This window comes from Nocardioides sp. Z35_8, from assembly GCF_059621125.1.
In genome coordinates this window covers 1,217,609-1,238,488 of sequence record NZ_JCAQIE010000001.1, presented here as the reverse complement: position 1 = coordinate 1,238,488, position 20,880 = coordinate 1,217,609, and the positions used below count along the sequence as shown (strand labels likewise).

The 20,880-nt window shown below is 72.9% G+C and carries 26 protein-coding genes; 8 read left to right on the top strand and 18 right to left on the bottom strand.

Annotation, left to right across the window (positions count from 1 at the left end):
* Window positions 1–11 precede the first annotated feature (11 nt).
* From AC54T2_RS06000 to AC54T2_RS05990, 3 genes are read right to left on the bottom strand one after another with little or no spacing between them, the layout of a single operon-like run.
* The gene (locus tag AC54T2_RS06000) at window positions 12–692 is read right to left on the bottom strand and encodes a VOC family protein (RefSeq protein ID WP_496665755.1); all 681 of its coding nucleotides are present in this window, start codon (window positions 690–692) and stop codon (window positions 12–14) included.
* Entirely contained in the window at window positions 689–1,144 is a 456-nt protein-coding gene (locus AC54T2_RS05995) for a hypothetical protein (protein ID WP_489975550.1), read from the bottom strand. Before AC54T2_RS05995 ends, AC54T2_RS06000 begins: the two co-directional genes overlap by 4 nt.
* A 34-nt stretch (window positions 1,145–1,178) precedes the next feature.
* Entirely contained in the window at window positions 1,179–1,598 is a 420-nt protein-coding gene (locus AC54T2_RS05990) for a MarR family winged helix-turn-helix transcriptional regulator (protein ID WP_241005291.1), read from the bottom strand.
* A gap of 72 nt (window positions 1,599–1,670) precedes the next feature.
* On the opposite strand from AC54T2_RS05990, the gene AC54T2_RS05985 reads away from it, so the two are divergent.
* The gene (locus AC54T2_RS05985) at window positions 1,671–2,756 is read left to right on the top strand and encodes a methyltransferase (protein WP_496665754.1); all 1,086 of its coding nucleotides are present in this window, start codon (window positions 1,671–1,673) and stop codon (window positions 2,754–2,756) included.
* Between the two features lie 39 nt (window positions 2,757–2,795).
* Here the strand turns inward: AC54T2_RS05985 and AC54T2_RS05980 are convergent, their stop codons facing one another.
* On the bottom strand, window positions 2,796–3,713 hold the full coding sequence (locus AC54T2_RS05980) for an NAD-dependent epimerase/dehydratase family protein (RefSeq protein WP_496665753.1): 918 nt from the start codon (window positions 3,711–3,713) through the stop codon (window positions 2,796–2,798).
* A 75-nt stretch (window positions 3,714–3,788) separates the two neighbouring features.
* Here AC54T2_RS05980 and AC54T2_RS05975 point away from each other — a divergent pair, with 75 nt between their 5' ends.
* Window positions 3,789–4,208, top strand: coding sequence for a GNAT family N-acetyltransferase (locus AC54T2_RS05975; RefSeq protein WP_489975547.1), 420 nt, complete (start codon window positions 3,789–3,791; stop codon window positions 4,206–4,208).
* On the opposite strand, the gene AC54T2_RS05970 is transcribed toward AC54T2_RS05975, so the two are convergent.
* From AC54T2_RS05970 to AC54T2_RS05955, 4 genes are all read right to left on the bottom strand, one after another.
* Window positions 4,186–4,596 carry a VOC family protein gene (locus AC54T2_RS05970; RefSeq protein ID WP_186339958.1) on the bottom strand — a complete coding sequence of 137 codons (411 nt, stop codon included), beginning with the start codon at window positions 4,594–4,596 and terminating at the stop codon, window positions 4,186–4,188. The genes AC54T2_RS05975 and AC54T2_RS05970 overlap by 23 nt on opposite strands.
* A 93-nt stretch (window positions 4,597–4,689) precedes the next feature.
* Complete coding sequence (locus AC54T2_RS05965) at window positions 4,690–4,893, bottom strand: cold-shock protein (protein ID WP_186339957.1); 204 nt, start codon at window positions 4,891–4,893, stop codon at window positions 4,690–4,692.
* 230 nt (window positions 4,894–5,123) lie between these two features.
* On the bottom strand, window positions 5,124–6,176 hold the full coding sequence (locus tag AC54T2_RS05960) for an S-adenosylmethionine:tRNA ribosyltransferase-isomerase (RefSeq protein WP_496665752.1): 1,053 nt from the start codon (window positions 6,174–6,176) through the stop codon (window positions 5,124–5,126).
* Window positions 6,173–6,856 (bottom strand): SDR family NAD(P)-dependent oxidoreductase, encoded by a 684-nt coding sequence (locus AC54T2_RS05955; RefSeq protein ID WP_496665751.1) that lies wholly within the window; start codon window positions 6,854–6,856, stop codon window positions 6,173–6,175. The genes AC54T2_RS05960 and AC54T2_RS05955 overlap by 4 nt, the downstream gene beginning before the upstream one ends.
* Window positions 6,857–6,926: 70 nt before the next feature.
* Between AC54T2_RS05955 and soxR the strand changes: the two genes are divergently transcribed.
* From soxR to acs, 4 genes are all read left to right on the top strand, one after another.
* Window positions 6,927–7,382, top strand: a complete 456-nt coding sequence (gene soxR / locus AC54T2_RS05950) for a redox-sensitive transcriptional activator SoxR (protein ID WP_489975544.1) — start codon at window positions 6,927–6,929, stop codon at window positions 7,380–7,382.
* A 159-nt stretch (window positions 7,383–7,541) separates the two neighbouring features.
* Complete coding sequence (locus tag AC54T2_RS05945; protein WP_186339953.1) at window positions 7,542–7,883, top strand: DUF485 domain-containing protein; 342 nt, start codon at window positions 7,542–7,544, stop codon at window positions 7,881–7,883.
* Window positions 7,883–9,490 carry a monocarboxylic acid transporter gene (locus AC54T2_RS05940; RefSeq protein ID WP_496665750.1) on the top strand — a complete coding sequence of 536 codons (1,608 nt, stop codon included), beginning with the start codon at window positions 7,883–7,885 and terminating at the stop codon, window positions 9,488–9,490. Before AC54T2_RS05945 ends, AC54T2_RS05940 begins: the two co-directional genes overlap by 1 nt.
* Window positions 9,491–9,652: 162 nt before the next feature.
* The gene (acs, locus tag AC54T2_RS05935) at window positions 9,653–11,593 is read left to right on the top strand and encodes an acetate--CoA ligase (protein WP_496666254.1); all 1,941 of its coding nucleotides are present in this window, start codon (window positions 9,653–9,655) and stop codon (window positions 11,591–11,593) included.
* A gap of 166 nt (window positions 11,594–11,759) precedes the next feature.
* Here the strand turns inward: acs and nhaA are convergent, their stop codons facing one another.
* Window positions 11,760–13,160, bottom strand: coding sequence for a Na+/H+ antiporter NhaA (gene nhaA, locus AC54T2_RS05930; RefSeq protein WP_489975542.1), 1,401 nt, complete (start codon window positions 13,158–13,160; stop codon window positions 11,760–11,762).
* Between the two features lie 174 nt (window positions 13,161–13,334).
* Here nhaA and AC54T2_RS05925 point away from each other — a divergent pair, with 174 nt between their 5' ends.
* A complete protein-coding gene (locus AC54T2_RS05925) occupies window positions 13,335–13,739 on the top strand; it encodes a phage holin family protein (protein ID WP_186339949.1) in 405 nt (134 codons plus the stop codon).
* Window position 13,740: 1 nt separating this feature from the next.
* Here the strand turns inward: AC54T2_RS05925 and AC54T2_RS05920 are convergent, their stop codons facing one another.
* From AC54T2_RS05920 to nth, 4 genes are read right to left on the bottom strand one after another with little or no spacing between them, the layout of a single operon-like run.
* Entirely contained in the window at window positions 13,741–14,916 is a 1,176-nt protein-coding gene (locus AC54T2_RS05920) for a MarP family serine protease (protein ID WP_186339948.1), read from the bottom strand.
* A gap of 5 nt (window positions 14,917–14,921) precedes the next feature.
* Window positions 14,922–15,686, bottom strand: a complete 765-nt coding sequence (locus AC54T2_RS05915) for an NUDIX hydrolase (RefSeq protein WP_241005288.1) — start codon at window positions 15,684–15,686, stop codon at window positions 14,922–14,924.
* Complete coding sequence (locus AC54T2_RS05910; protein WP_186339947.1) at window positions 15,683–16,291, bottom strand: TlpA family protein disulfide reductase; 609 nt, start codon at window positions 16,289–16,291, stop codon at window positions 15,683–15,685. Before AC54T2_RS05910 ends, AC54T2_RS05915 begins: the two co-directional genes overlap by 4 nt.
* 7 nt (window positions 16,292–16,298) lie before the next feature.
* Window positions 16,299–17,033, bottom strand: a complete 735-nt coding sequence (nth, locus tag AC54T2_RS05905; protein ID WP_241005287.1) for an endonuclease III — start codon at window positions 17,031–17,033, stop codon at window positions 16,299–16,301.
* A gap of 152 nt (window positions 17,034–17,185) precedes the next feature.
* Here nth and AC54T2_RS05900 point away from each other — a divergent pair, with 152 nt between their 5' ends.
* Window positions 17,186–17,863: a Crp/Fnr family transcriptional regulator gene (locus tag AC54T2_RS05900; protein ID WP_186339946.1), complete on the top strand. Its 678-nt coding sequence runs from the start codon at window positions 17,186–17,188 to the stop codon at window positions 17,861–17,863.
* Between the two features lie 116 nt (window positions 17,864–17,979).
* Here the strand turns inward: AC54T2_RS05900 and AC54T2_RS05895 are convergent, their stop codons facing one another.
* From AC54T2_RS05895 to sp36, 5 genes are read right to left on the bottom strand one after another with little or no spacing between them, the layout of a single operon-like run.
* Complete coding sequence (locus AC54T2_RS05895; protein WP_496665749.1) at window positions 17,980–18,522, bottom strand: maleylpyruvate isomerase family mycothiol-dependent enzyme; 543 nt, start codon at window positions 18,520–18,522, stop codon at window positions 17,980–17,982.
* A 39-nt stretch (window positions 18,523–18,561) separates the two neighbouring features.
* Window positions 18,562–19,368 (bottom strand): MBL fold metallo-hydrolase, encoded by an 807-nt coding sequence (locus AC54T2_RS05890; RefSeq protein WP_186339944.1) that lies wholly within the window; start codon window positions 19,366–19,368, stop codon window positions 18,562–18,564.
* 10 nt (window positions 19,369–19,378) lie between these two features.
* On the bottom strand, window positions 19,379–20,245 hold the full coding sequence (locus tag AC54T2_RS05885) for an NUDIX hydrolase (protein WP_496665748.1): 867 nt from the start codon (window positions 20,243–20,245) through the stop codon (window positions 19,379–19,381).
* 2 nt (window positions 20,246–20,247) lie between these two features.
* Window positions 20,248–20,703, bottom strand: coding sequence for a RidA family protein (locus tag AC54T2_RS05880; protein ID WP_186339942.1), 456 nt, complete (start codon window positions 20,701–20,703; stop codon window positions 20,248–20,250).
* 1 nt (window position 20,704) lies between these two features.
* Window positions 20,705–20,863 carry a Sp36 family protein gene (gene sp36, locus AC54T2_RS05875; protein ID WP_496665747.1) on the bottom strand — a complete coding sequence of 53 codons (159 nt, stop codon included), beginning with the start codon at window positions 20,861–20,863 and terminating at the stop codon, window positions 20,705–20,707.
* Window positions 20,864–20,880 lie beyond the last annotated feature (17 nt).

Here is a 20,880-nt window from a genome sequence, read left to right as displayed (position 1 = left end):
CTGCAGGGTGGTCACTCCCGCCGGAGGTGGAACTCGTTGCCGTCGGGATCGGCCAGCTCGACGTCGTCGCCGCGCGAGACGAGCGTCGCGCCGAGGGCCACCAACCGGTCGGCCTCGGCCTCGAGGTCGTCGGTGACCAGGTCGAACCACATCCGGTTGCGTCCACGACGCTCGTCCAGCGGCGGCCCGCCCCAGGCGATCTTCGGCCCGCCCCCGGGCGGCTGGATCGCGGTCTCGCCGTCCTCGTCGTGCACGAGCGGCCACCCGAGCGCCGCTGACCAGAACACCCCGACGTCGCGCGTCCCGTCGCACGCGAGCTCGCCGAGGAACGGCGTGCCGGCGAGCCAGCGGTTGCCCTGCTCGACGACGCAGAAGGCGTTGCCCTCGGGGTCGGCGAGCACGACGTGGTCCTCGTCGGGCAGCTGGCCGACGTCGAGATGGGCGGCACCCAGGGCGATCGCCCGGTCGACGGTCTCCTGCTGCGTCGAGGAGCTGCTCGTCAGGTGGAGGTGGACCTGGGCGGGCAGCCGGACCGGCTCGGCGGAGTCGACGAAGGTGATGCCGAAGGGCGCATCTGCGTCCGGGAGGAGCCCGGCACCGGCTCGGCGCCAGCCGAGCAGGCCGCCCCAGAAGGTCGCGGCGACCTCCACGTCCGCGGTGCGGACGGCGAGCGCGCGCAGGTGGGCGGTCATCCGGTGAGGCCGGGCGGTCCAGGGAGCTCGACGAGCTCCGGGCGCATCCCGGCCAACACCGCGAGCTGCTCGGGCGTGACGTAGGACGGGTTGCTGCCGGCCGGCATCCGCAGCACCTCCATCGCGGCGAGGTCGGGGTGCCCGACGAGCTCGGAGCGCAGCAGCGGGTCGCCGAGCGGAGCAAGGACCATCGGCATCACGCCGTCGCGAGCGGGCCCCGTGGTCCGGCCGTGGGCGTAGAGGCCCGCCGGCTGGTCGGCCTCACGCCCGCTGACCCACAGCAGGACCGACTGCCCGGCGGAGACGAGGTCGGTGCGGTAGGTGGGACGCGCGCACCACGTCTCCACCTCGGCGAACCCGGCGCGCACGTGCTCGCGGGTCGACGGTGCGGCGCCGCTGGCCTTGACCAGCCAGGCGCCGAGCGTGTCGGGCGAGAGGGCACGGTCAGCCATGCACCGAGCCTCGCACGCTGCGCGAGGCGCCGCCTCACACGTAGGGGTCGGTCAGCTCGCGCAGGCGCACCAGCGCCTCGCGCAGCCGGTCCGCGAGGTCCGGGCCGAGGTGATCGGTCCACTCCCGCTCCACGGCCGCCACGACCTGCCCCGCGTGGCGCGCGGCCTCGCGGCCCCGCGCGGACAGCCGGATCAGCCGGGCCCGACCGTCGTCGGGGTCGAGCACCCGCTCGACGATGCCCTCCCGCTCGAGGGCGGCGACGAGCAGGCTGGCGGTCTGCTTGGTGACCTGGGCGCGCTCGGCGAGCTCGGTCAGCCGTGAGCCCTCGTCGGCGATCCGCTGCGCCAGCCGCGACTGCGCAGCGGTGAGGTCGTAGCCCGCCTCGCGCATGGCTCGCAGCACCCGCTCGTCCATCGCACGGTAGGACACGTACATCAGCGTGGCCAGGTCCATCGTTCCCCTTGACATTGGTCAGCGTTGCTGACCATATTGGTCAGTATCACTGACTATCGTAGGGGATACCTCATGAGCAGCAGACTTCCTCCGGTCCGGGTCGCCCGGGCGGCCACCTCCGCCCGCACGGCGATGCAGGGCCTGACCCGGCGCATGGTGCCGCCGCAGGTCGGCGTGCTCGAGCTGGTCTCGGGCCTCATCGGCGCCAACACGGCGTACGCCCTCGCGCGGCTCGGTGTCGCCGACGAGCTCGCCGCCGGGCCGAGGACGGGAGCCGACGTGGCCGCCGGGCTCGGCACGCACCCCGACGCGACCCACCGGCTGATGCGGGCCGCCGCCGGACTGGGGCTGCTGCGGCAGGACGGCGACACCTTCGCGCTGACGCCGCTCGGCCAGACGATGCGCTCGGACGTCGACGGCTCCATGCGGGCCGTGGTGCTGATGATCGGCGACCCGCGCTACCAGTCGGTGTGGGGCCGCCTGCCCGAGGCGATCACCACCGGCACCGCCCAGGCGGAGGCGGTGCACGGGATGTCGATGTGGGAGCTGCTCGACCGCGAGCGCGACTACGCCGACATCTTCCACGAGGCGATGTCGCGGCTCATTGCGCTCGACTGGCCCACCGTCGCCGCGGCCTACGACTTCGCTCCCTTCCGGCGGATCGTCGACGTCGGCGGCGGCCAGGGCCAGCTGCTCGCCCTGATGCTGGGCGCCGCCCCGCAGGCCGACGGCGTGCTGCTGGAGCAGCAAGCGCTGCTGCCGGTCGCCGAGCGGCGGCTGCGCGAGGCCGGGGTGTTGGACCGGTGCCGCCTGGAGGCCGGGTCGTTCTTCGACCGGGTGCCCGACGACGGCGACCTCTACGTGCTGCGCCGCGTCGTGCACGATCTCGACGACGACCGGGCACTCGCCCTCCTGTCCACCGTGCGCGACCACGCGCCCGCCGACGCCACCCTGCTGCTGATGGAGGGCGTCGTCGCGCCCGGGAGTGGCCCCGACTTCACCAAGTCCCTCGACCTCGACATGCTGCTCTTCGTCGGCGGACGCGAGCGCACCGAGCAGGAGTACGCCGCGCTGCTCGAGCGGGCGGGCTTCCGGATGACGCGGGTGGTGCCCACCATCTCCACGATCTCGCTGGTCGAGGCACGACCGGCGGCCTGACGCCGGCCGGGCCGCGCCGGGTCGGCGGCGGGGGCCTGCTCAGCCGCGCAGGCCCTGGCGCAGCTCCTCGAGCGCGTCGGCGAGGCCGATCCGGGGAGTCCATCCCCAGCGCTGGGCGCGGTCGGAGACGATCCGGCCGGTCCACGCCGGACCCTCCTCCCAGACCGGCTCGAGGCCGAGCGCCTCGGTCACCGCGCCCAGGTAGTCGCGGTAGGCGGCCGGGCCCCCGGCGACGTTGACGGGCGTGCACCCGCCCGCGACCGGCCCGGCCTCGGGGTCGTCCGCCGTCGCGATCGCGCCGGTGGCGAGGTCGGCGGCGAGGTCCGCGAGGTCCGTGACGTGCACCCAGGCGAAGGCCTGGTCGGGGTTGCCGTGCCGCTGGGCCTCGTCGTCGCGGATCTCGGCGGGGCGGATCGAGTTCCAGATCGAGGTGTCGCCGGCGCCGAGGATGGCGGGCGGGCGCAGCAGCACCCGGGTCGCCCCGCCCAGCCGCTCCAGCGCCGCGTCGACGTCACGCTTGACCACGCCGTAGGCCGACGCGTCGTCGGGCACCAGCGGCGAGGACTCGTCCACGTCGCCTATCCCGGGACTGCGGTCGTAGACGCCGGCGGTCGAGATGTGGACCAGGAGCGGCACCCCGGCGTCGACCGCGGCCTCCGCGATCGCCATCGTGCCGTCCAGGCCGACCCGTCGCTGGTCGTCGCGCCCGCTGCCCAGCGGGTGGACCGTGGTGACGAGGGCGTCGGCGCCGGCCACCACGGTCGCGGCGAAGGCCGGGTCGGCGAAGTCGCCGACGTGCTCCTCGACGCCCGGGTGCTGTGGTGCGGTGCCGACGCGGCGTACGACGGCACGCACCGTCGCACCCCGCTCGCTCAGCGCGGAGACGACGTGGCTGCCCACGAATCCGTTGGCACCGGTCACGACGACGACGGGAGAGGTCACGATGGGGGAGCTCATTCCCCCACCATGTCAGCCGGGACCTGACCGCGCGCCCGCCCCGGTGCGCAACGACCGGGCAGCAGGATGTGTCCCGTGACCGACGCCTTCGACATCCGCACCGGGTCCGCCGCGATGGACCTCGACCTCGTGCACCAGTGGCTCAGCACCGACGCCTACTGGGCCACGGGCCGCTCGCGGGAGGCCGTCGCGACCGCGGCCGAGCACTCGCTCAACTTCGGCACGTTCGCCGGCGGGCGGCAGGTGGCCTACGCCCGCGTCGTCACCGACCACGCCAACTTCGCCTGGCTGTGCGACGTGTACGTCGACCGCGGCCACCGCGGGCGCGGGCTCGGCACCCGCCTCGTCGCGGCGGTCGTCGAGCACCTCGACGACCTGGGGGTCAGGCGGACGCTGCTGGCCACCCACGACGCGCACGGGGTCTATGCCGACGTCGGCTTCGGCGCCCTCCCCGACCCGGCGATGTGGATGATCAGGACCCCGCACCCGGGGTGAACAGCGTCAGCTGCATGCCGTCCGCGGCCGCGACCCGCGCGTTGCGGTCTCCCCACGGGGTGTCGACGGCGGGCGCCACCGGCGTGGCGCCGGCCGCGACGAGCGCCGCGGCGGAGGCGTCGGCGTCCGCGACGTGCAGGGCGAGCCGCACCGGGCCCGAGACGCGCTCCCCCACCTCGAGGTCGTCGACCATCGCGGCCTGCGCCTGGTCGAAGAGCTCGAGCGTCGCGCGACCCGCGTCGAGGAGCAGCACCCGTCCCTGCTCGCTGCTCCAGTCGGCCACCTCGGGCAGCCCGAGCGCGTCGCGGTAGAGGCGTACGGCCGCGTCGAAGTCGTCGACGGTGAGGGTGATCCGGAGCTCGCGGACGAGGGGCTGGTCGTCGGTCATGGGTCGATCGTGGATGCTCAGGTGCACCTGACGTCAACCCCCGGACGCACGAGGAGCCCCGACCGCAGCGCGGTCGGGGCTCCTCGGGGTGTGTCAGATGACGCTGACGTTCTCCGCCTGCGGGCCCTTCGGGCCCTGCGTGACGTCGAACTCGACCTTCTGGTTCTCGTCGAGCGACTTGTAGCCGCTGGACTGGATCGCGGAGAAGTGGACGAACACGTCCTCGCCGCCGCCGTCCTGCGCGATGAAGCCGAAGCCCTTGTCAGCGTTGAACCACTTGACGGTGCCCTGAGCCATGATGATGTTCCTTTGTTCTCGCATCGGGGGCACGTTGCCTCCGAGCTGCTGAAGACATCCATTCCGTACTGATGTCCAGCGAACCGAAAACCAGGAAAACGAGATACGAGCCGCAGCATGGTGCGCGGCCAGGTCGGTGGTGCCGACCCTTCAACAAGACCCAGCGTAGCGCACCGAGCCGCGAACGCCACTTCGTCGGCTCGACGCCTCCCCGCGGCAGGCTCGGATCCCTAGCGTCGCAGCAGCAGCGCCGCGTCGCCGAACTCGTGCCAGAGGTAGCCCTCGGCCACCGCGGCGTCGTACGCCGCCTGGCTGAGGCGCTCGCCGGCGACCGCCTCGACGAGCAGCAGGTGTGAGGCCATCGGGTCGTGCCAGCCGGTGACCAGGCCGTCGACGACCCGCGGCGGCCGGCCGGGGGTGACGACCCGCGAGGTCCAGCCGCGGCTCGCGACCACGCGCCGGCCGAGGACCGACGACTCGATCGCGCGGGTCGCGGTCGTCCCCACCGCGACCACCCGACCTCCGTCGTCCCGGGCGGCGTTGACCACCCTCGCCGACGCCTGGGGCAGCTCGAACCACTCCGGACCGGGGGCCTCGCCGGCCTCCTGGGAGGAGACCCCCGTGTGCAGCGTGACCGGGGCGAACTGCACCCCGGCCGTGACGAGCCGCGTCACCAGCTCGGGCGTGAACGGCCGCCCGGCGGACGCCATCTCGGCGCTCCCGGGACGGGTGCCGAAGACGGTCTGGTAGGCGTCCAGCGGGTAGGGCCGGTCGAGGTAGCCGTAGGCGATCGGCCGCCCCGTGCGCGCGAGCAGGTCGTCCAGGTCGCCCCGGACGGAGGTGCGCCAGAGCCGGTTGCCGCGCCCCGTCGGCGACGACGGTGCGCTGGCGGGCCACGGCTCGACCAGCACGAGCCGGACGTCGCCGATCGCGACGACCTGTCCGGGCGTCGCGTCCAGGAGGGCGCGCGAGGCGTCGGGTGCGGTGCGCAGCTCGACCACGCGGTCGCCGTCGTCGAGGCGGTGCGCCACGTGCAGCACCACCGCGTCGCCGTCGAGCGTCGCGTCCACCTCGCCGGGGACCGTCGCCGAGGTGTTGACCACGAGCACGTCGCCCGCGTGGAGGTGGTCCGGCAGGTCGCGGAACCTCCCGTGCGAGAGCCCGTCCGGCGTGCCGACCAGGAGCCGCACCTCGTCTCGCGCGAGGCCGCGCTCCTCGGCCGGGCGGGGCGCGAAGGTGGACGCGGCGAACCTCGTGCGCGGCGTCTCGTCCAGCGCGGTCACGCGACGTCCGCCGCTCGGTAGCGCCCCGACTCGGGCCGTTTCCCCAGCAGGGCGAGCAGACGCGGCACGACGGTGTCGGGGAGGGGGCGGTCGGAGATGTCCTCGCCCGGGAAGGCGTCCTGGTGCATGGCCGTGCGCATGTCGCCCGGGTCGACGGCGTACGCCCGCAGGCCCGTCTCGGCGCCGTAGGTCAAGGTGACGTGGTCGAGCGCGGCCTTGCTGGCGCCGTAGAGCCCCCAGGTCTCGTAGTGCTGGACCGCGGCGTCGGAGCTGATCGAGAGGAGCACGCCGTCCGCGGTCCGCAGCCACGGCAGGAGCGACGAGGTCAGGACCAGCGGCCCGCCCACGTTGACCCGCCAGACCTGCCGCAGGTCGTCGACGCCGACCTCGGCCAGGGCTCGCATGGGCAGCGGGCCGAGCGTGCTGGCGTTGTGGACGAGCAGGTCGAGCCGCCCGCGTTCCTCGACCTCGGCCAGGAGTCGGCCTCGGTGGTCGGCATCGGTCACGTCGCCAACCACAACCGTGACCTCCGGCGGGAGCCCCGCCTCGGTGAACCTCTGCGCGCTGCGCCCGTCGGTGATGACGTCCCAGCCCTCTCGGACGAGCGCCTGCGCGAGGGCGAGTCCCAGCCCTGTGGATCCTCCGGTGACGAGTGCCACCCGTGTCGTTGTCGTTGTCATGCGGCTATCGTTCAAGTTGAAGTGAACTTGAGTTCAAGGGGTCAGGATGGACGGCCGGGATCTTCTTCCGATGGGCGAGGTCACCAGGCGCAGCGGCTTCGCGGCGTCGGCGGTGCGCTACTACGACGCCGAGGGGCTGATCGAGTCGCAGCGCTCGGCCGGGGGGCAGCGACGGTTCGAGCGCAACGTGCTGCGCCGGCTGGCGTTCATCCGCGCCGCCTCCAACGTCGGCCTGACGATCGACGAGATCCGCGACGAGCTGGCCCGGCTGCCTGGCAACCGCACGCCCACCAAGGGCGACTGGCACCGGATCTCCCAGCACTGGCGCGGCCGGCTCGACGACCAGATCGCCGCGCTCCAGCGGCTGCGCGACGGGCTCGACGGCTGCATCGGCTGCGGCTGCCTGAGCCTGCGCAGCTGCTCGTTCTCCAACCCGGGCGACGTGCACGGCGCGAGCGGCCCCGGCGCACAGCTGCTGCCCGACACCCTCCGCAAGCCGCACCCGACCCGGCGGTCCGGGGGCTGACCGGCCCCGGCGCGACCGCTCGTCGTACGGCAACGACCGCTGGGCGACGAGCGGCGCCCACCGACCGACCGGCGCGGGCGCGAGACTCCCCCGTCCGGCATGAGCGGTGTCACCGTGACGGCGGTCACATCTCGGTGACCCCGGCGGAAGGACCCCTCCGTGACACAGCAAGACCGGGCTGAGCGCCACGATCCCATCTACGACAGGCTCCACGCGACCCCCGAGTTCGCCGAGCTGCGCCACCGCTACCGCAGCTTCGTCTTCCCGGCCACGGCCGCGTTCCTCGTGTGGTACCTGCTCTACGTCGTCCTCTCCAACTGGGCCGGCGACTTCATGTCGACCAAGGTTGTGGGCCACATCAACGTCGCCCTCATCTTCGGGCTGCTGCAGTTCGTGACCACGTTCGGTCTCGCGTGGTACTACGCGCGCTACTCGCAGTCCAAGCTCGACCCGCTGGCCCGCCAGCTCGACGCGGACTACCGCAAGGGAGGAGACGCCTGATGGACACCCAGGTCCTCACCACGATCCTGTTCCTGTCGGTCGTCGCGCTGACGATCGGCATCACGTTCTGGGCGAGCCGGCAGACCAAGACGGCCGCCGACTTCTACTCCGGCGGGCGCTCGTTCTCCGGCCTCCAGAACGGTCTGGCGATCGGCGGCGACTACATGTCGGCGGCGTCGTTCCTCGGCATCTCCGGTGCCATCGCGGTCTACGGCTACGACGGCTTCCTCTACTCGATCGGCTTCCTCGTGGCGTGGCTCGTCGCGCTGCTGCTGGTCGCGGAGATGCTGCGCAACGCCGGGCGCTACACCATGGCCGACCAGCTCGCGTTCCGGATGCGCCAGCGGCCGGTGCGCACGGCGGCGTCGATCTCGACCATCGTCGTCTCGATCTTCTACCTGCTCGCCCAGATGGTCGGCGCCGGCTCGCTCGTCGCGCTGCTGCTCCGCGTCGACAGCCAGGCGATCAAGAACATCACCATCATCGGCGTCGGCGCCCTGATGATCTTCTACGTCGTCGTCGGCGGCATGAAGGGCACGACCTACGTCCAGATCGTCAAGGCCGTGCTCCTGATGATCGGCTCCGCGCTGATCGTGCTGCTGGTGCTCGCGAAGTTCGACTTCAACCTCTCCGAGCTGCTCGGCTCGGCCGCCGAGAACTCCGGCAAGGGCGAGGCGTTCCTCCAGCCGGGCCTTCAGTACGGCGCCACCTTGACCTCGCAGATCGACTTCCTGTCGCTCGGCCTCGCGCTCGTGCTCGGCACCGCCGGCCTGCCGCACATCCTGATCCGCTTCTACACCGTGCCCACCGCGCAGGACGCGCGCAAGTCGGTGCTCTGGGCGATCGGGCTGATCGGCGCGTTCTACCTGATGACGCTGGTGCTCGGCTTCGGCGCGGCTGCGCTGCTCGACCGCGACCAGGTCGACCCGCTCGAGGGTGGCAACCAGAACCTCGCCTCGCCGCTGCTCGCCGAGGCCGTGGGCGGCGGGGACGGCTCCACCGGCGGCGCGGTGCTGCTCGCGCTGATCGCCGCGGTGGCGTTCGCGACGATCCTCGCGGTGGTCGCCGGGCTCACCCTGGCCAGCTCCTCCTCCGTGGCGCACGACCTCTACAAGGGCGTCATCAAGAAAGACCAGCCGGTCACCGAGAAGGACGAGGTGCGGGTCGCCCGCATCGCGGCGTTCGTCATCGGCGCGGTCGCCATCGCCCTGTCCATCCCGGCGCAGCGCCTCAACATCGCGTTCCTCGTGGCGCTCGCGTTCGCCGTCGCCGCCTCGGCCAACCTGCCGGCGATCATCTACAACATGTTCTGGCGGCGCTTCAACACCCGCGGTGCCACGTGGAGCATCTACGGCGGCCTCATCGCCGCCGTCGGGCTGGTGTTCTTCTCGCCGGTGATGTCCGGCCTGCCGACGTCGCTGTTCCCCGACGCCGACTGGTCGATCTTCCCGCTCAACAACCCCGGCATCGTCTCGATCCCGATCGGGTTCCTGCTGGGCTACATCGGCACGGTCACCTCGCGTGACCCCGAGGCCGAGGAGCGCTTCACCGAGCTCGAGGTCCGCGCGCTCACCGGCGCCGGCGCCGAGCAGGCCGCGCCGCACTGATCCGGCCCCGGCCGGCTCATCCCGGTGGTCCCCTCGCCGATCCGAGTAGGTTCGGCGGCGAGGGGATCACCCCGCCGTTTCCCCGCCGTTCCCCTCACCCCCGACCCCGCACGCGTCCCGCACGAGGAGAGAGCCTTGTCCGAGCAGACACTGTCCAACCTGATGCAGGAGGACCGGCGCTTCGAGCCCCCGGCCGACCTGGCCGCGAACGCCAACGTCAAGGAGGAGGCCTACGCCCGCGCCGACGCCGACCGCGAGGCGTTCTGGGCCGAGGCCGCCGAGCGCCTCGACTGGGGCCGGAAGTGGGACCAGGTCCTCGACTGGACCGACCCGCCGTTCGCCAAGTGGTTCGTCGGCGGCACGATCAACGCCTCGGTCAACTGCGTCGACCGCCACGTCGCGGCCGGCAACGGCGACAAGGTCGCCATCCACTGGGTCGGCGAGCCGGTCCACGACGGGGTGGCCGACACCCGCGACCTCACCTACGCCCAGCTCAAGGACGAGGTCTCCAGGGCCGCCAACGCGCTCACCGAGCTGGGGGTGCGCAAGGGCGACCGGGTCGCGATCTACATGCCGATGATCCCCGAGGTGGTCGTCGCGATGCTCGCCTGCGCGCGCCTCGGCGCCCCCCACACCGTGGTCTTCGGCGGCTTCTCCGCCGACGCCCTCGCCTCGCGCATCACCGACTGCGAGGCCCACGTCGTCATCACCTCCGACGGTGGCTTCCGGCGCGGCGCCGCGAGCGCGCTCAAGCCGGCCGTCGACGAGGCCGTGGAGAAGACCGGCGACCTGGTGCGCCACGTGCTCGTCGTACGCCGCACCGGCCAGGACGTCGCGTGGGACGACTCGCGCGACGTGTGGTGGCACGACGTCGTCGACTCCGCCTCCCCCGAGCACGAGGCCGAGATGCACGACTCCGAGCACCCGCTCTACGTCATGTACACCTCCGGCACCACCGGCAAGCCCAAGGGCATCCTGCACACCACCGGCGGCTACCTCACCGGGACGTCGTTCACGCACTGGGAGGTCTTCGACCTCAAGCCCGAGACGGACGTCTACTGGTGCACCGCCGACGTCGGCTGGGTGACCGGGCACTCCTACATGGTCTACGGCCCGCTCGCCAACGGCGCGACGCAGGTGATGTACGAGGGCACGCCCGAGAAGGGCCGCTGGTGGCAGATCGTGCAGGACTACAAGGTGACGATCTTCTACACCGCGCCGACCGCGATCCGCACCTTCATGAAGCAGGGCCGCGAGATCCCCGACGGCTACGACATGTCGTCGCTGCGCCTGCTCGGGTCGGTCGGGGAGCCGATCAACCCCGAGGCCTACGTCTGGTACCGCGAGGTCATCGGCGGCGACCGCTGCCCGGTGGTCGACACGTGGTGGCAGACCGAGACCGGCCAGATCATGATCAGCCCGCTGCCCGGCGTCACCGCCGGCAAGCCCGGCTCGGCCATGAAGGCACTGCCCGGCGTCGCGGCCGACGTCGTCGACGACGAGGCGACGCCGGTCGGCCACGGCAACGGCGGCTACCTCGTGCTCAAGGAGCCGTGGCCGGCGATGCTCCGCACGCTGTGGGGCGACGACCAGCGCTTCAAGGACACCTACTGGTCGCGCTGGCCCGGCCTCTACTTCGCCGGCGACGGCGCCAAGCTCGACGACGACGGCGACGTGTGGCTGCTGGGCCGCGTCGACGACGTGATGAACGTGTCGGGCCACCGCCTGTCCACCACCGAGATCGAGTCGGCGCTCGTGTCGCACCCCAAGGTCGCCGAGGCGGCCGTGGTGGGCGCGGCCGACGAGACCACCGGCCAGGCCGTGTGCGCGTTCGTCATCCTCCGCGACTCCGCGGGCGACGGCGGCGAGGACATCGTCGAGGAGCTGCGCAAGCACGTCGCCAAGGAGATCGGCGCGATCGCCAAGCCGCGCCAGATCATGGTCGTGCCCGAGCTGCCCAAGACCCGCTCCGGCAAGATCATGCGCCGCCTGCTCAAGGACGTCGCCGAGCACCGCGAGGTCGGCGACGTGACCACCCTCGCCGACTCCACGGTGATGGACATGATCAAGTCGAAGGAGACCTCCGCCCCGGCCGAGGACTGACCCTCTCCACCCGCCGGCTCCCCTCTCCACCCACCGGGTACTGAGGGACGTTCTGGTAGGCGATCCGGCCTTCGGACACCAGAACGTCCCTCACTAGGTCGCGCTTGCGGCCGGCCCGGCTGGCCACGGGAGGCTCGCGACTGCGCGCCGGCCGGCGGCGGGACCGTCAGTGGGTGGCGTCCTCGCTCGCCGCCTCGTCGGCGGCCGGGTCCGGACGTACGCCGCGGGTGGCGAGGAGCAGGAGCGCGACACCCACGACCGCCGCGATGAGGGAGGCGAGCAGGATCGCGATCTTGGCCTCGGCGGTGAGCAGCTCGACACCGGGAAAGGACAGCCCGGCGATGAAGATCGAGACCGTGAAGCCGATGCCGGCGACGGCACCGAGGCCCAGGAGCATCGACCACGAGGCGCCCTCCGGCAGCTTGGCGACGCCGAGGCGCACGGCGAGGGCCGACGTCAGCACGATGCCGACCGGCTTGCCGAGCACCAGGCCCAGGACGATGCCGAGCCCCACCGGCTCGGTGAAGACCTCGCCGATCGCGCCCAGCTCGACGCCGGCGTTGGCGAGGGCGAAGACGGGCAGGACGACGTACGCCGACACCGGGTGCAGCGTGCTGATGAGGCGCTCGACGACCGAGACCGACTCCTTGAGCAGGAAGCGGAGCCGGGCGAGCTCGTCGGGGTCGAGCTGCCGGTCGCGCAGCGCCCGCGTGGCGTGCTCGCGAGCGACCTCCTCGTCCAGCAGCGGCCTGGCCGGGGCCAGCAGGCCGATCGCGACGCCGGCCAGGGTCGCGTGCACGCCCGACTCGAGCAGGGCGAACCAGACGACGACGCCGAGGACCGCGTAGACCACGGTCGCCCACACGCGCACCGCCCGCAGCGCCGCCATGACGGCCAGGAGCGCGACCGCGATCGCCAGCCAGGTCAACGACAGGTCGCTCGTGTAGAACACCGCGATCACCAGGATCGCGCCGATGTCGTCGACGATCGCGAGCGTCAGGAGGAACAGCCGCGCGGCGGACGGGATCCGCCGCCCGAGCACGCCGAGCACGCCCACCGCGAAGGCGATGTCGGTGGCCATCGGGATGCCCCAGCCGGCGTTGCCGGCGGCACCGGGCGGGTTGAGCGCGAAGTAGATGCCCGCGGGCACGACCATCCCGCCGACGGCAGCGAGGATCGGCAGGGCCGCGGTCCGAGGGTCGCGCAGGTCGCCGTTGACCAGCTCGTACTTGATCTCGAGGCCGACGACGAAGAAGAAGATCACCATGAGGGCGTCGTTGACCCAGTGCTGCAGCGTCTCGTCGAGGTGCAGCGGCCCGACGTCGATGGCCAGCCGGGTGTGCCAGAGCGCGTCGTACGACGACGCCCACGCGCTGTTGGCCCAGATCAGGGCGGCGGCCGCCGAGAGCAGCAGCAGGATCGATCCGGCCGCCTCCACGCGCAGGAACTCGCGCATCGGGCGGGCCACGAGGCGGGCCAGCGGCTTGTCGCTGGCGATGTAGACCGGGCCGGTCTTCCACAGCCGGTCCTTGGACCCGGGCTCGTGGGGCTTGCGGTGTGAGGCCATGCGTCGGCGCATCCTTCGGGGGTCGTCGGGGCACTGTCACCGCGGAAATCCACCACGGGCCGACCAGACTTCCCGGCTCACCTGTGGCCCACTGTAGTCGGGGCGCTGCCGCACGCGGCCCGTTGGTAGGGTCGCAGCATCCAGCCCCGGCGTACACCGAAGGACACCTCACCCATGGCAAACGAACCGGTCAAGGACACCGATCCGACGCTCGGCAAGCTCGTCATGGACGCGCAGCGTGACGTCTCGACGCTGATCTCCAAGGAGATCCAGCTCGCCAAGAGCGAGCTCAAGGTGAGTGTCAAGCACGGCGGGGTCGGCATCGGCCTGTTCGCCGGCGCGGCGTTCCTCGCCGTGCTTGCGATCATCATGCTGTCGGTGGCGATCGTCTACTTCATCCACTGGAACGGCGCGGGCCTCGACCTGCAGTGGGCGTTCCTGATCGTCTTCGGCTTCTACGTCCTCGTCGCCGCGGTCCTCGCGATGATCGGGCTCAAGCAGGTCAAGCAGGTCAAGGCCCCCGAGAGGGCGATCGAGCAGGGCCGCCAGATCCCCCAGGCGCTCAAGGGACAGCCCTGATCTAGCGCACGCAGGTGCCGGTGTCGACCGGCGCCTCCCGGGTCAGCCCGGACGCCGCGGAGTCGGCGAGCTGGTCGGACGTCAGGGCGTAGCCCGTGTCGGGGTCGCTGACCGACGCCGCGAACACCATGCCCGCGACGTCGCCGGCCGACGTCACGATCGGCCCGCCGGAGTTGCCCGGCCGGATCAGCGCACGCAGCGAGAAGACCTGCCGGATCACGGTGCCCTCGCCGTAGATGTCGGGCGAGCGGAGCCGCTGCTCGGAGCGGATGCGGCCGGACGCCACGGCGTAGGGACCGTCCTGCGGGTAGCCGAGGACCGCGACCGGGTCGCGGGGCTCGGCCTGGGTGTCGAAGGCGAGCGGCGACGAGCCGGTGTCGGGGAGCGCGAGGACCGCGACGTCGAGGTCGGCGTCGTAGAGCACCACCGTGGCGGTCACCGAGGAGCCGGCGACCTCGACCTCGGGGCGGGTCACGCCCGCGACCACGTGGGCGTTGGTCATCAGCCGGGTGGGGGCGTAGAAGAACGCGGTGCCCTCGACGCCGCTGCCGCAGCCGTTGGTGCCGCGGACCTTGACCACGCTCGGCGCGGCCGCCAGCACGTCGGGGTCGGTGAGCATCCGCGGGTCGCCGGCGCGGACGGCGACGATGCGCTCGGGCGCGAACGGCTCGAGGTAGCGGGGGAAGAACGTCGTGCCGACCACGTTGTTGAACGCCTGCAGGACCCGCCCGGAGTCGGTCGGCAGCACCGCATCGACCTTGGCGAGCACCGTCGAGTCGCGCACCAGCGGCGTGATGGCGCCGATGCGGGTGCCGGAGACGGCGACGCCGAGGGCCCAGGCGACCAGCAGGACCGCGACGGCGCTCAGCGCGGAGCCGCCGATGGCGTCGACGGCGCGGATGGGCTGCCAGGTGATGCGGTCGCGCAGCCGCGCCCCGACGTACTGGAAGAGCGCCTGGCCCAGCGACGCGCAGATGATCACGATGAACAGCGCGCCCAGCGACACCCACAGCGACGGCGCGGCGTCGCCCAGCGCCAGGGGGGCCACCCAGACGCCGACGAGGCCGCCGAGCAGCAGCCCGACGGTGGCGCTCGCGCCGGTGATGAAGCCCTGCCAGTAGCCCGAGAGGGCATAGATCCCCACGAGTGCGATGAGGCACCAGTCGAGGCCGTTCATGCGCGCTACTCCTCGAGCCGGGTGTTCTGCGGGGTGTTGGGGGCGAGGTCGGTGCCCCGGGGGACACCCTGCAGCATGTGGTCGGGCAGGTCACGCACCCGCGCCCGGTCCCAGTCGTCGGCCCACCCGAGATGGCTGAAGAGCCGCGCGACGATGCCGGCGGTGAAGCCCCAGAGGATCACGTCGCGATCGGGCCCGATGAGGAACCCCGGGCCGAGCCAGCCGCTGGGGTGGCGCACCGTGATGCGGTTGTCGGGGTCGAGCAGGTCGGCGATCGCCACGTGGTGGATCTCGTGGACCTCGTCGGGGCTCGCGATCCGCACCTCGCCGCGGTCGCGCCAGTAGCCCAGGACGGGCGTGACGGCGAAGTTGCTCGGGGGCAGCCAGAGCTCGGGCAGCTCGCCGAAGACCTCGATCTCGGCCGGCTGCAGGCCGATCTCCTCGTAGGCCTCGCGCAGCGCGCCCTCCACCGGGGTCTCGCCGGCGTCGAGCGACCCGCCCGGGAACGACACCTGGCCGGGGTGGGAGCGCATGTGGTGGTTGCGCTCGGTGAGCAGCAGCTCGCCGCGGTGCGCGAGGTCGTCGGGGGACGACGGGTCGGCGTCGCGGTCGGCGAAGACCATCAGGACGGCGCCGCGCCGCGGCTCGACGTCCTCCGGCGGCATGAACCGGGTGAGCTGGTGGACGGTGATCGTCGACGCCGCCTCGACGACCGGGGCCAGCCACCCCGGCAGCGAACCGCTCGCGTCGGGGGGCGGCGTTGCGCTCACAGGTCGATCCCGAGGTGCTCGGCGACCAGCTCGCGGACGTCGTCGACCGAGTCGACCCCGCCGGAGTCCTGGCCCACCACGACGCCGTCCTCGTCGACGAAGACGAACGCCGGCAGCCCGCGCCGGGCCACGGCGAAGGTGTCCTCGGTCATCAGCTCACCACCCGGGTCGGCGACCGAGGGGTAGGTCGCCCCGGTCTCCTCGGCCAGCGTGAGGGCCGCGGCGGGGTGCACGTCGTTGAAGTCGACGCCGAGCACCGGCACCCGGTCGCCGTACTGCTGGTGGAACGCCTCCAGCGCGGGCATCTCCTCGCGGCACGGACCGCAGTTGGCCTGCCACACGTTGATCACGACCGGCCCGCGCAGGGCGGAGAGGTCGACGTCGGGACCGCCGCCCAGGCACGGCAGGGTCAGCTCGGGCAGCCCGCCCTCGACGGGGGCGCCGGTGCCCGGCTCGCACGCCTCCATGCCGATGCGCGCCTTGGTCTCGCGCAGCGCGGGGGTGTCGACGTCGACGTCGGGCGGGCGGACGTCGACGCGTCCGCCGTCGGCCGAGCAGGCGGACAGCACGGCTGCGACCAGCAGCCCCAGGACGACCTTCTTCATGCGGGCCTCATGCGGGTCCCTGGGTGGTGACCAGCTTCTCCGCCTCGACCGGGTCGGTCGGACCGATGCCGAAGGACGGGCAGAGGCGGGCCACCGGGCAGGCGCCGCAGGCGGGCTTCTTGGCGTGGCAGCGCCGGCGCCCGTGCCAGATGAGGTGGTGCGACAGCATCGTCCAGTCGCGCTTGGGGAAGAGCGCGCCGACGGCGTGCTCGACCTTGACCGGGTCGGTCTCCTCGGTCCAGCCCAGGCGCCGCGCCAGCCGGCCGAAGTGGGTGTCGACGGTGATGCCGGGCTTGCCGAAGGCGTTGCCGAGCACAACGTTGGCGGTCTTGCGCCCCACGCCGGGCAGGGTGACGAGGTCGTCGAGGCGGTCGGGCACCTGGCCGTCGTAGCGCTCGACCAGCGCCTGGCTCAGCTTGAGCAGCGCGTCGGTCTTCTGCCGGAAGAAGCCGAGCGGGCCGAGCAGCTGCTCGAGGTGCTCGCGCGGCGCCGCGGCCATCGCCTGCGGCGTGGGGTAGGCCGCGAAGAGGGCCGGGCTGGCGGCGTTGACCCGGCGGTCGGTGGTCTGCGCGGAGACCACCGTGACGACGAGGCACTCGAAGGGGTTGGTGAAGTCGAGCTCGGCGCGGGCGTCGGGATAGGTCTGCGCCAGGATCCGGTCGACCTTGCGCGCCCGGCGTACCAACGCGGTGTCGGGCTGGGGGATCACGACCGGGACGGCCTTGCGGGCGGGGGCTGGCACGCGCTCAGCCTACGGTCCGGTCCCGACACCGCCGAAGCCGGCGAAGCGTCCGCCGCACCGCCCGGTGTCGCGCGTGTGAGGCGGACCACGGCTAGGATCGGTGGTGATCCCGGGCGTGACCCGCCGGGACGCACCCGACCGGGAGGAATGACGTGGACAACGACGTGCTTCGGCAGGCACCGCTGTTCAGCTCGCTCGACGACGAGGCAGCGACTGCACTGGGTGGATCCATGGCCGAGACCCGGCTCCGTCGCGGTGACGTCCTCTTCCACGAGGGCGACTCCGGCGACAAGCTCTACATCGTCACCGAGGGCAAGGTGAAGCTCGGCCGGTCCTCCTCCGACGGCCGGGAGAACCTGCTCGCGATCATGGGCCCCGGACAGATGTTCGGCGAGCTCTCACTCTTCGACCCCGGCCCCCGCTCGGCGACGGTCACGGCCGTCACCGACGCCTCCTTCGCCTCGCTCTCCCACGACGACCTGCTGAAGTGGCTCGAGGGCCGCCCGCAGGTGGCGCGAGGCCTGCTGTCGCAGCTCGCCTCGCGGCTGCGCAAGTCCAACGACGTCGTCGCCGACCTGGTCTTCTCCGACGTCCCCGGCCGCGTGGCCAAGGCGCTGCTCGACCTGGCCGACCGCTTCGGGCGCACCGCCGACGACGGCGTGCACGTCCACCACGACCTCACCCAGGAGGAGCTCGCCCAGCTGGTCGGCGCCTCCCGCGAGACGGTCAACAAGGCCCTCGCCGACTTCGCCTCGCGCGGCTGGCTGCGCCTGGAGCCCCGCTCCGTCGTGATCATGGACATCGAGCGCCTCGGCCGCCGCGCCCGCTGACTCCGACCTCCACCCCGGCGCAGACGCGGACGTTGGTCCGCTCGGCCGCGCCGGCTGAGCGGGCACGCGAGCGAGGTCCCCGACCAACGTCCGCGCCTCGACGCGGGCGGGACGCCTCAGGCGCGCGGGTCGCGGCCGGCGAACGCGGCCAGCCGGTCGTAGCGCGACGCGTCGTCGGGCAGGTCGACCGCCGCACCGAAGGCGTCGCCGCGGTTGTCGGCGGTCAGCCCCTGCTGCAGGAACGCCAGTCCGCGCTCGGCCACCTCGTCGTCGAGCGGTGTCAGCGGGGGCCGGCCGAGCGCCCGGACCAGGTCCCAGGTGTGCACGCCGAGCTCGGCGCTCTGCCAGTCGGCCTGGGCGACCTGGTCGTCGGGCTGGGTGTGCCAGTGGTGGAGCAGGTCGTCGGCGTGCGTCCGGAAGTGGGCGGCCAGCTGGGAGGCGTCGACTCCGGTGCGTGCGCTCCAGTCGACCTGCTCCCCGCGCGCCAGCTGCAGGAAGTGCTCCGGCGCGGCGCCCAGGTGGTCGGCGAGCTCGGCCACGGTCCACCCCTCGCAGGGCGTGGGCCGGTCGAGGTCGTCGGGGTGGACGGCGGCGAGGGCGTCGCCGGCCTGGTCGAGGGCGCGGGAGAGGACGACGACGGGGCGGCGCGGCTGGTCCATGACCCCACCTCACTCCTCACGCCGACCGGGCGCAAGGGGTCATTCGTCGAGGTGGGCCAGCTGGGCCCGCACCGACAGCTCGGCCGCGCCCCACAGCACCGGGTCGACGTCGGCGTAGACGATCTCGACGATGGCGCGCGGCAGCGTGTCGTGGGGGAAGGACCCGCCCTCGCGCTCCACCGCGTGCAGGTCGCGCAGCGCGTCGCGCACCTGGTCGAGCCGCCGACGGCGGTGGGCGAGGTAGTGGTCGAGGGCGCCGAGGGCGTCGTCGATGACCGGGCCGTGGCCGGGCCACACCGTGGTGATGCCCTGCTCGCCGCACAGGGCGTGCAGCCGCTGCAGCGACGACAGGTAGGCACCGAGCTGCCCGTCGGGGTGCGCGACGACCGTCGTGCCGCGCCCCAGCACCGTGTCGCCGGTGAGCACGGCGCGGTCCTGCGGCACGACGAACGACAGCGAGTCGGACGTGTGCCCGGGCGTCGCGACGACGTGCACCTCCAGCCCGCCGACGGCCACCACGTCGCCCTCGTCGAGCCCTTCCGAGCCCAGCCGGTGGGCCGGGTCGAGCGCGCGTACGCCACACCCGTGCCGCTCGGCGTAGTCGCGGGCCGCCTCGCTGTGGTCGGCGTGGTGGTGGGTCAGCAGCACCACCGCCACGTCACCGGCCGCCACGTCGACGGCGTCGAGGTGCGCGGCGATCGAGGGCCCCGGGTCGACGACGACCGAGCGCGACGACCCGGGGTCGCGCAGCACCCAGGTGTTGGTGCCGTCGAGGGTCATCACGCCGGCGTTGGGCGCCAGCACGCAGGTGCCCGTGGACCCGAAGGCGCCGCCCGACCAGCTCATCGCCGGCCCCTCATCGCTGGGCCATCAGCGCGGCGTAGGCCGGTGGCGTCGAGAGGACGAACTCGTCGCCGTCGGCGACCACCTCCGGGGTGAACATCTCCACCCGGCGCTCGCGCGCCTGCGCGAGCACCGCGTCGGGGCCGGCCTGCTGGCCCACCTCGAGGCAGGTCAGCCAGGTCGGCGGCAGCATGAGGATGTCCTCGCGCTCGACCTGCTCGACGGCGTCGAGGGCGGGCACCCACATCACCGAGGACGACTCGCTCGACACGTCACGGGTCACCTGGCCCTCGGGCAGCCGCGCGACGAAGAACCAGGTGCGGTAGCGCCGGGGCTCGAAGACCGGGGTCAGCCAGCCCGACCAGGCGCCGAGGAGGTCGGTGCGCAGCACCAGCGAGCGCCTCTCGAGGAAGGCGGTCATCGAGACCTCGCGCGTCTCCAGGGCGACGCGGTCGGCCTCCCAGTCGTCGCCGGTCGTGTCGGCCACGACCGAGTCGGCACCGGCGCCGGCGAGCAGGACGCCCGACTCCTCGAAGGTCTCGCGCACCGCGGCGCACACGAGCGCGACGGCCCTCGGCTCGTCGCAGTCGAGCCGGAAGGCCCACTCGGCCGGCGACGGCCCCGCCCAGAGGCCGCGGCCGACCAGCTCGTCGTCGAAGTCGCGCGGGTCGACCCCGCCGCCGGGGAACACGCACATGCCCCCGGCGAAGGCCATCGAGGTCTGGCGGCGCAGCAGGTAGACGTCGGACCCGCGGCCCGACGCGGACGGGCGCAGCAGCACCACTGTGGCGGCGTCGCGCGGCTCGGCCGGCGTCGCGTCACCCGCGGCGTACGAACGGGCCTGGGCGACGAGGGCCTCGGGGAGCGGAAGTCGCTCCATGCTCAGACTTCGACGACGATCTCGACCTCGACGGGCACGTCGAGCGGGAGCACCGAGACGCCGACGGCGGAGCGGGCGTGCTTGCCGGCGTCGCCGAAGACGTCGCCGAGCAGCTCGGAGGCGCCGTTGGCGACCTTCGGCTGGCCGGTGAAGTCGGGCGTCGAGGCGACGAAGACGACGACCTTGACCACGCGCTTGACCGCGTCGAGCGAGCCGACCTCGGCCTTGACCGCCGCGAGGGCGTTGAGGGCGCACTGGCGCGCGCACTCGTAGCCGACCTCCTCGCTGACGTCGCCACCGAGCTTGCCGACGGCGATCATCTCGCCGTCGCGGGCAGGGAGCTGTCCGGAGGTGAAGACGAGGTCACCGGTGCGGGACGTCGGCTGGTAGGCCGCGACCGGCGGGACGACGTCGGGGACGGTGATCCCCAGCTCGGCGAGGCGTGCCTCGGCGCCCACGTCAGGCCCCCGGCTTGGCGCGCTTGAGGAACGCCACCAGGCCGCCCTGGGCGTTGGTGTGGATGGCCACCAGATCCCAGCCGTCCTGGCCGAAGTTGTTGAGCATCAGGGCCTCGTTGTGGAGCGGAATCGGCGCCACCTGGTATTCCCACTGGGTCATGGCTCGCACCCTACTCG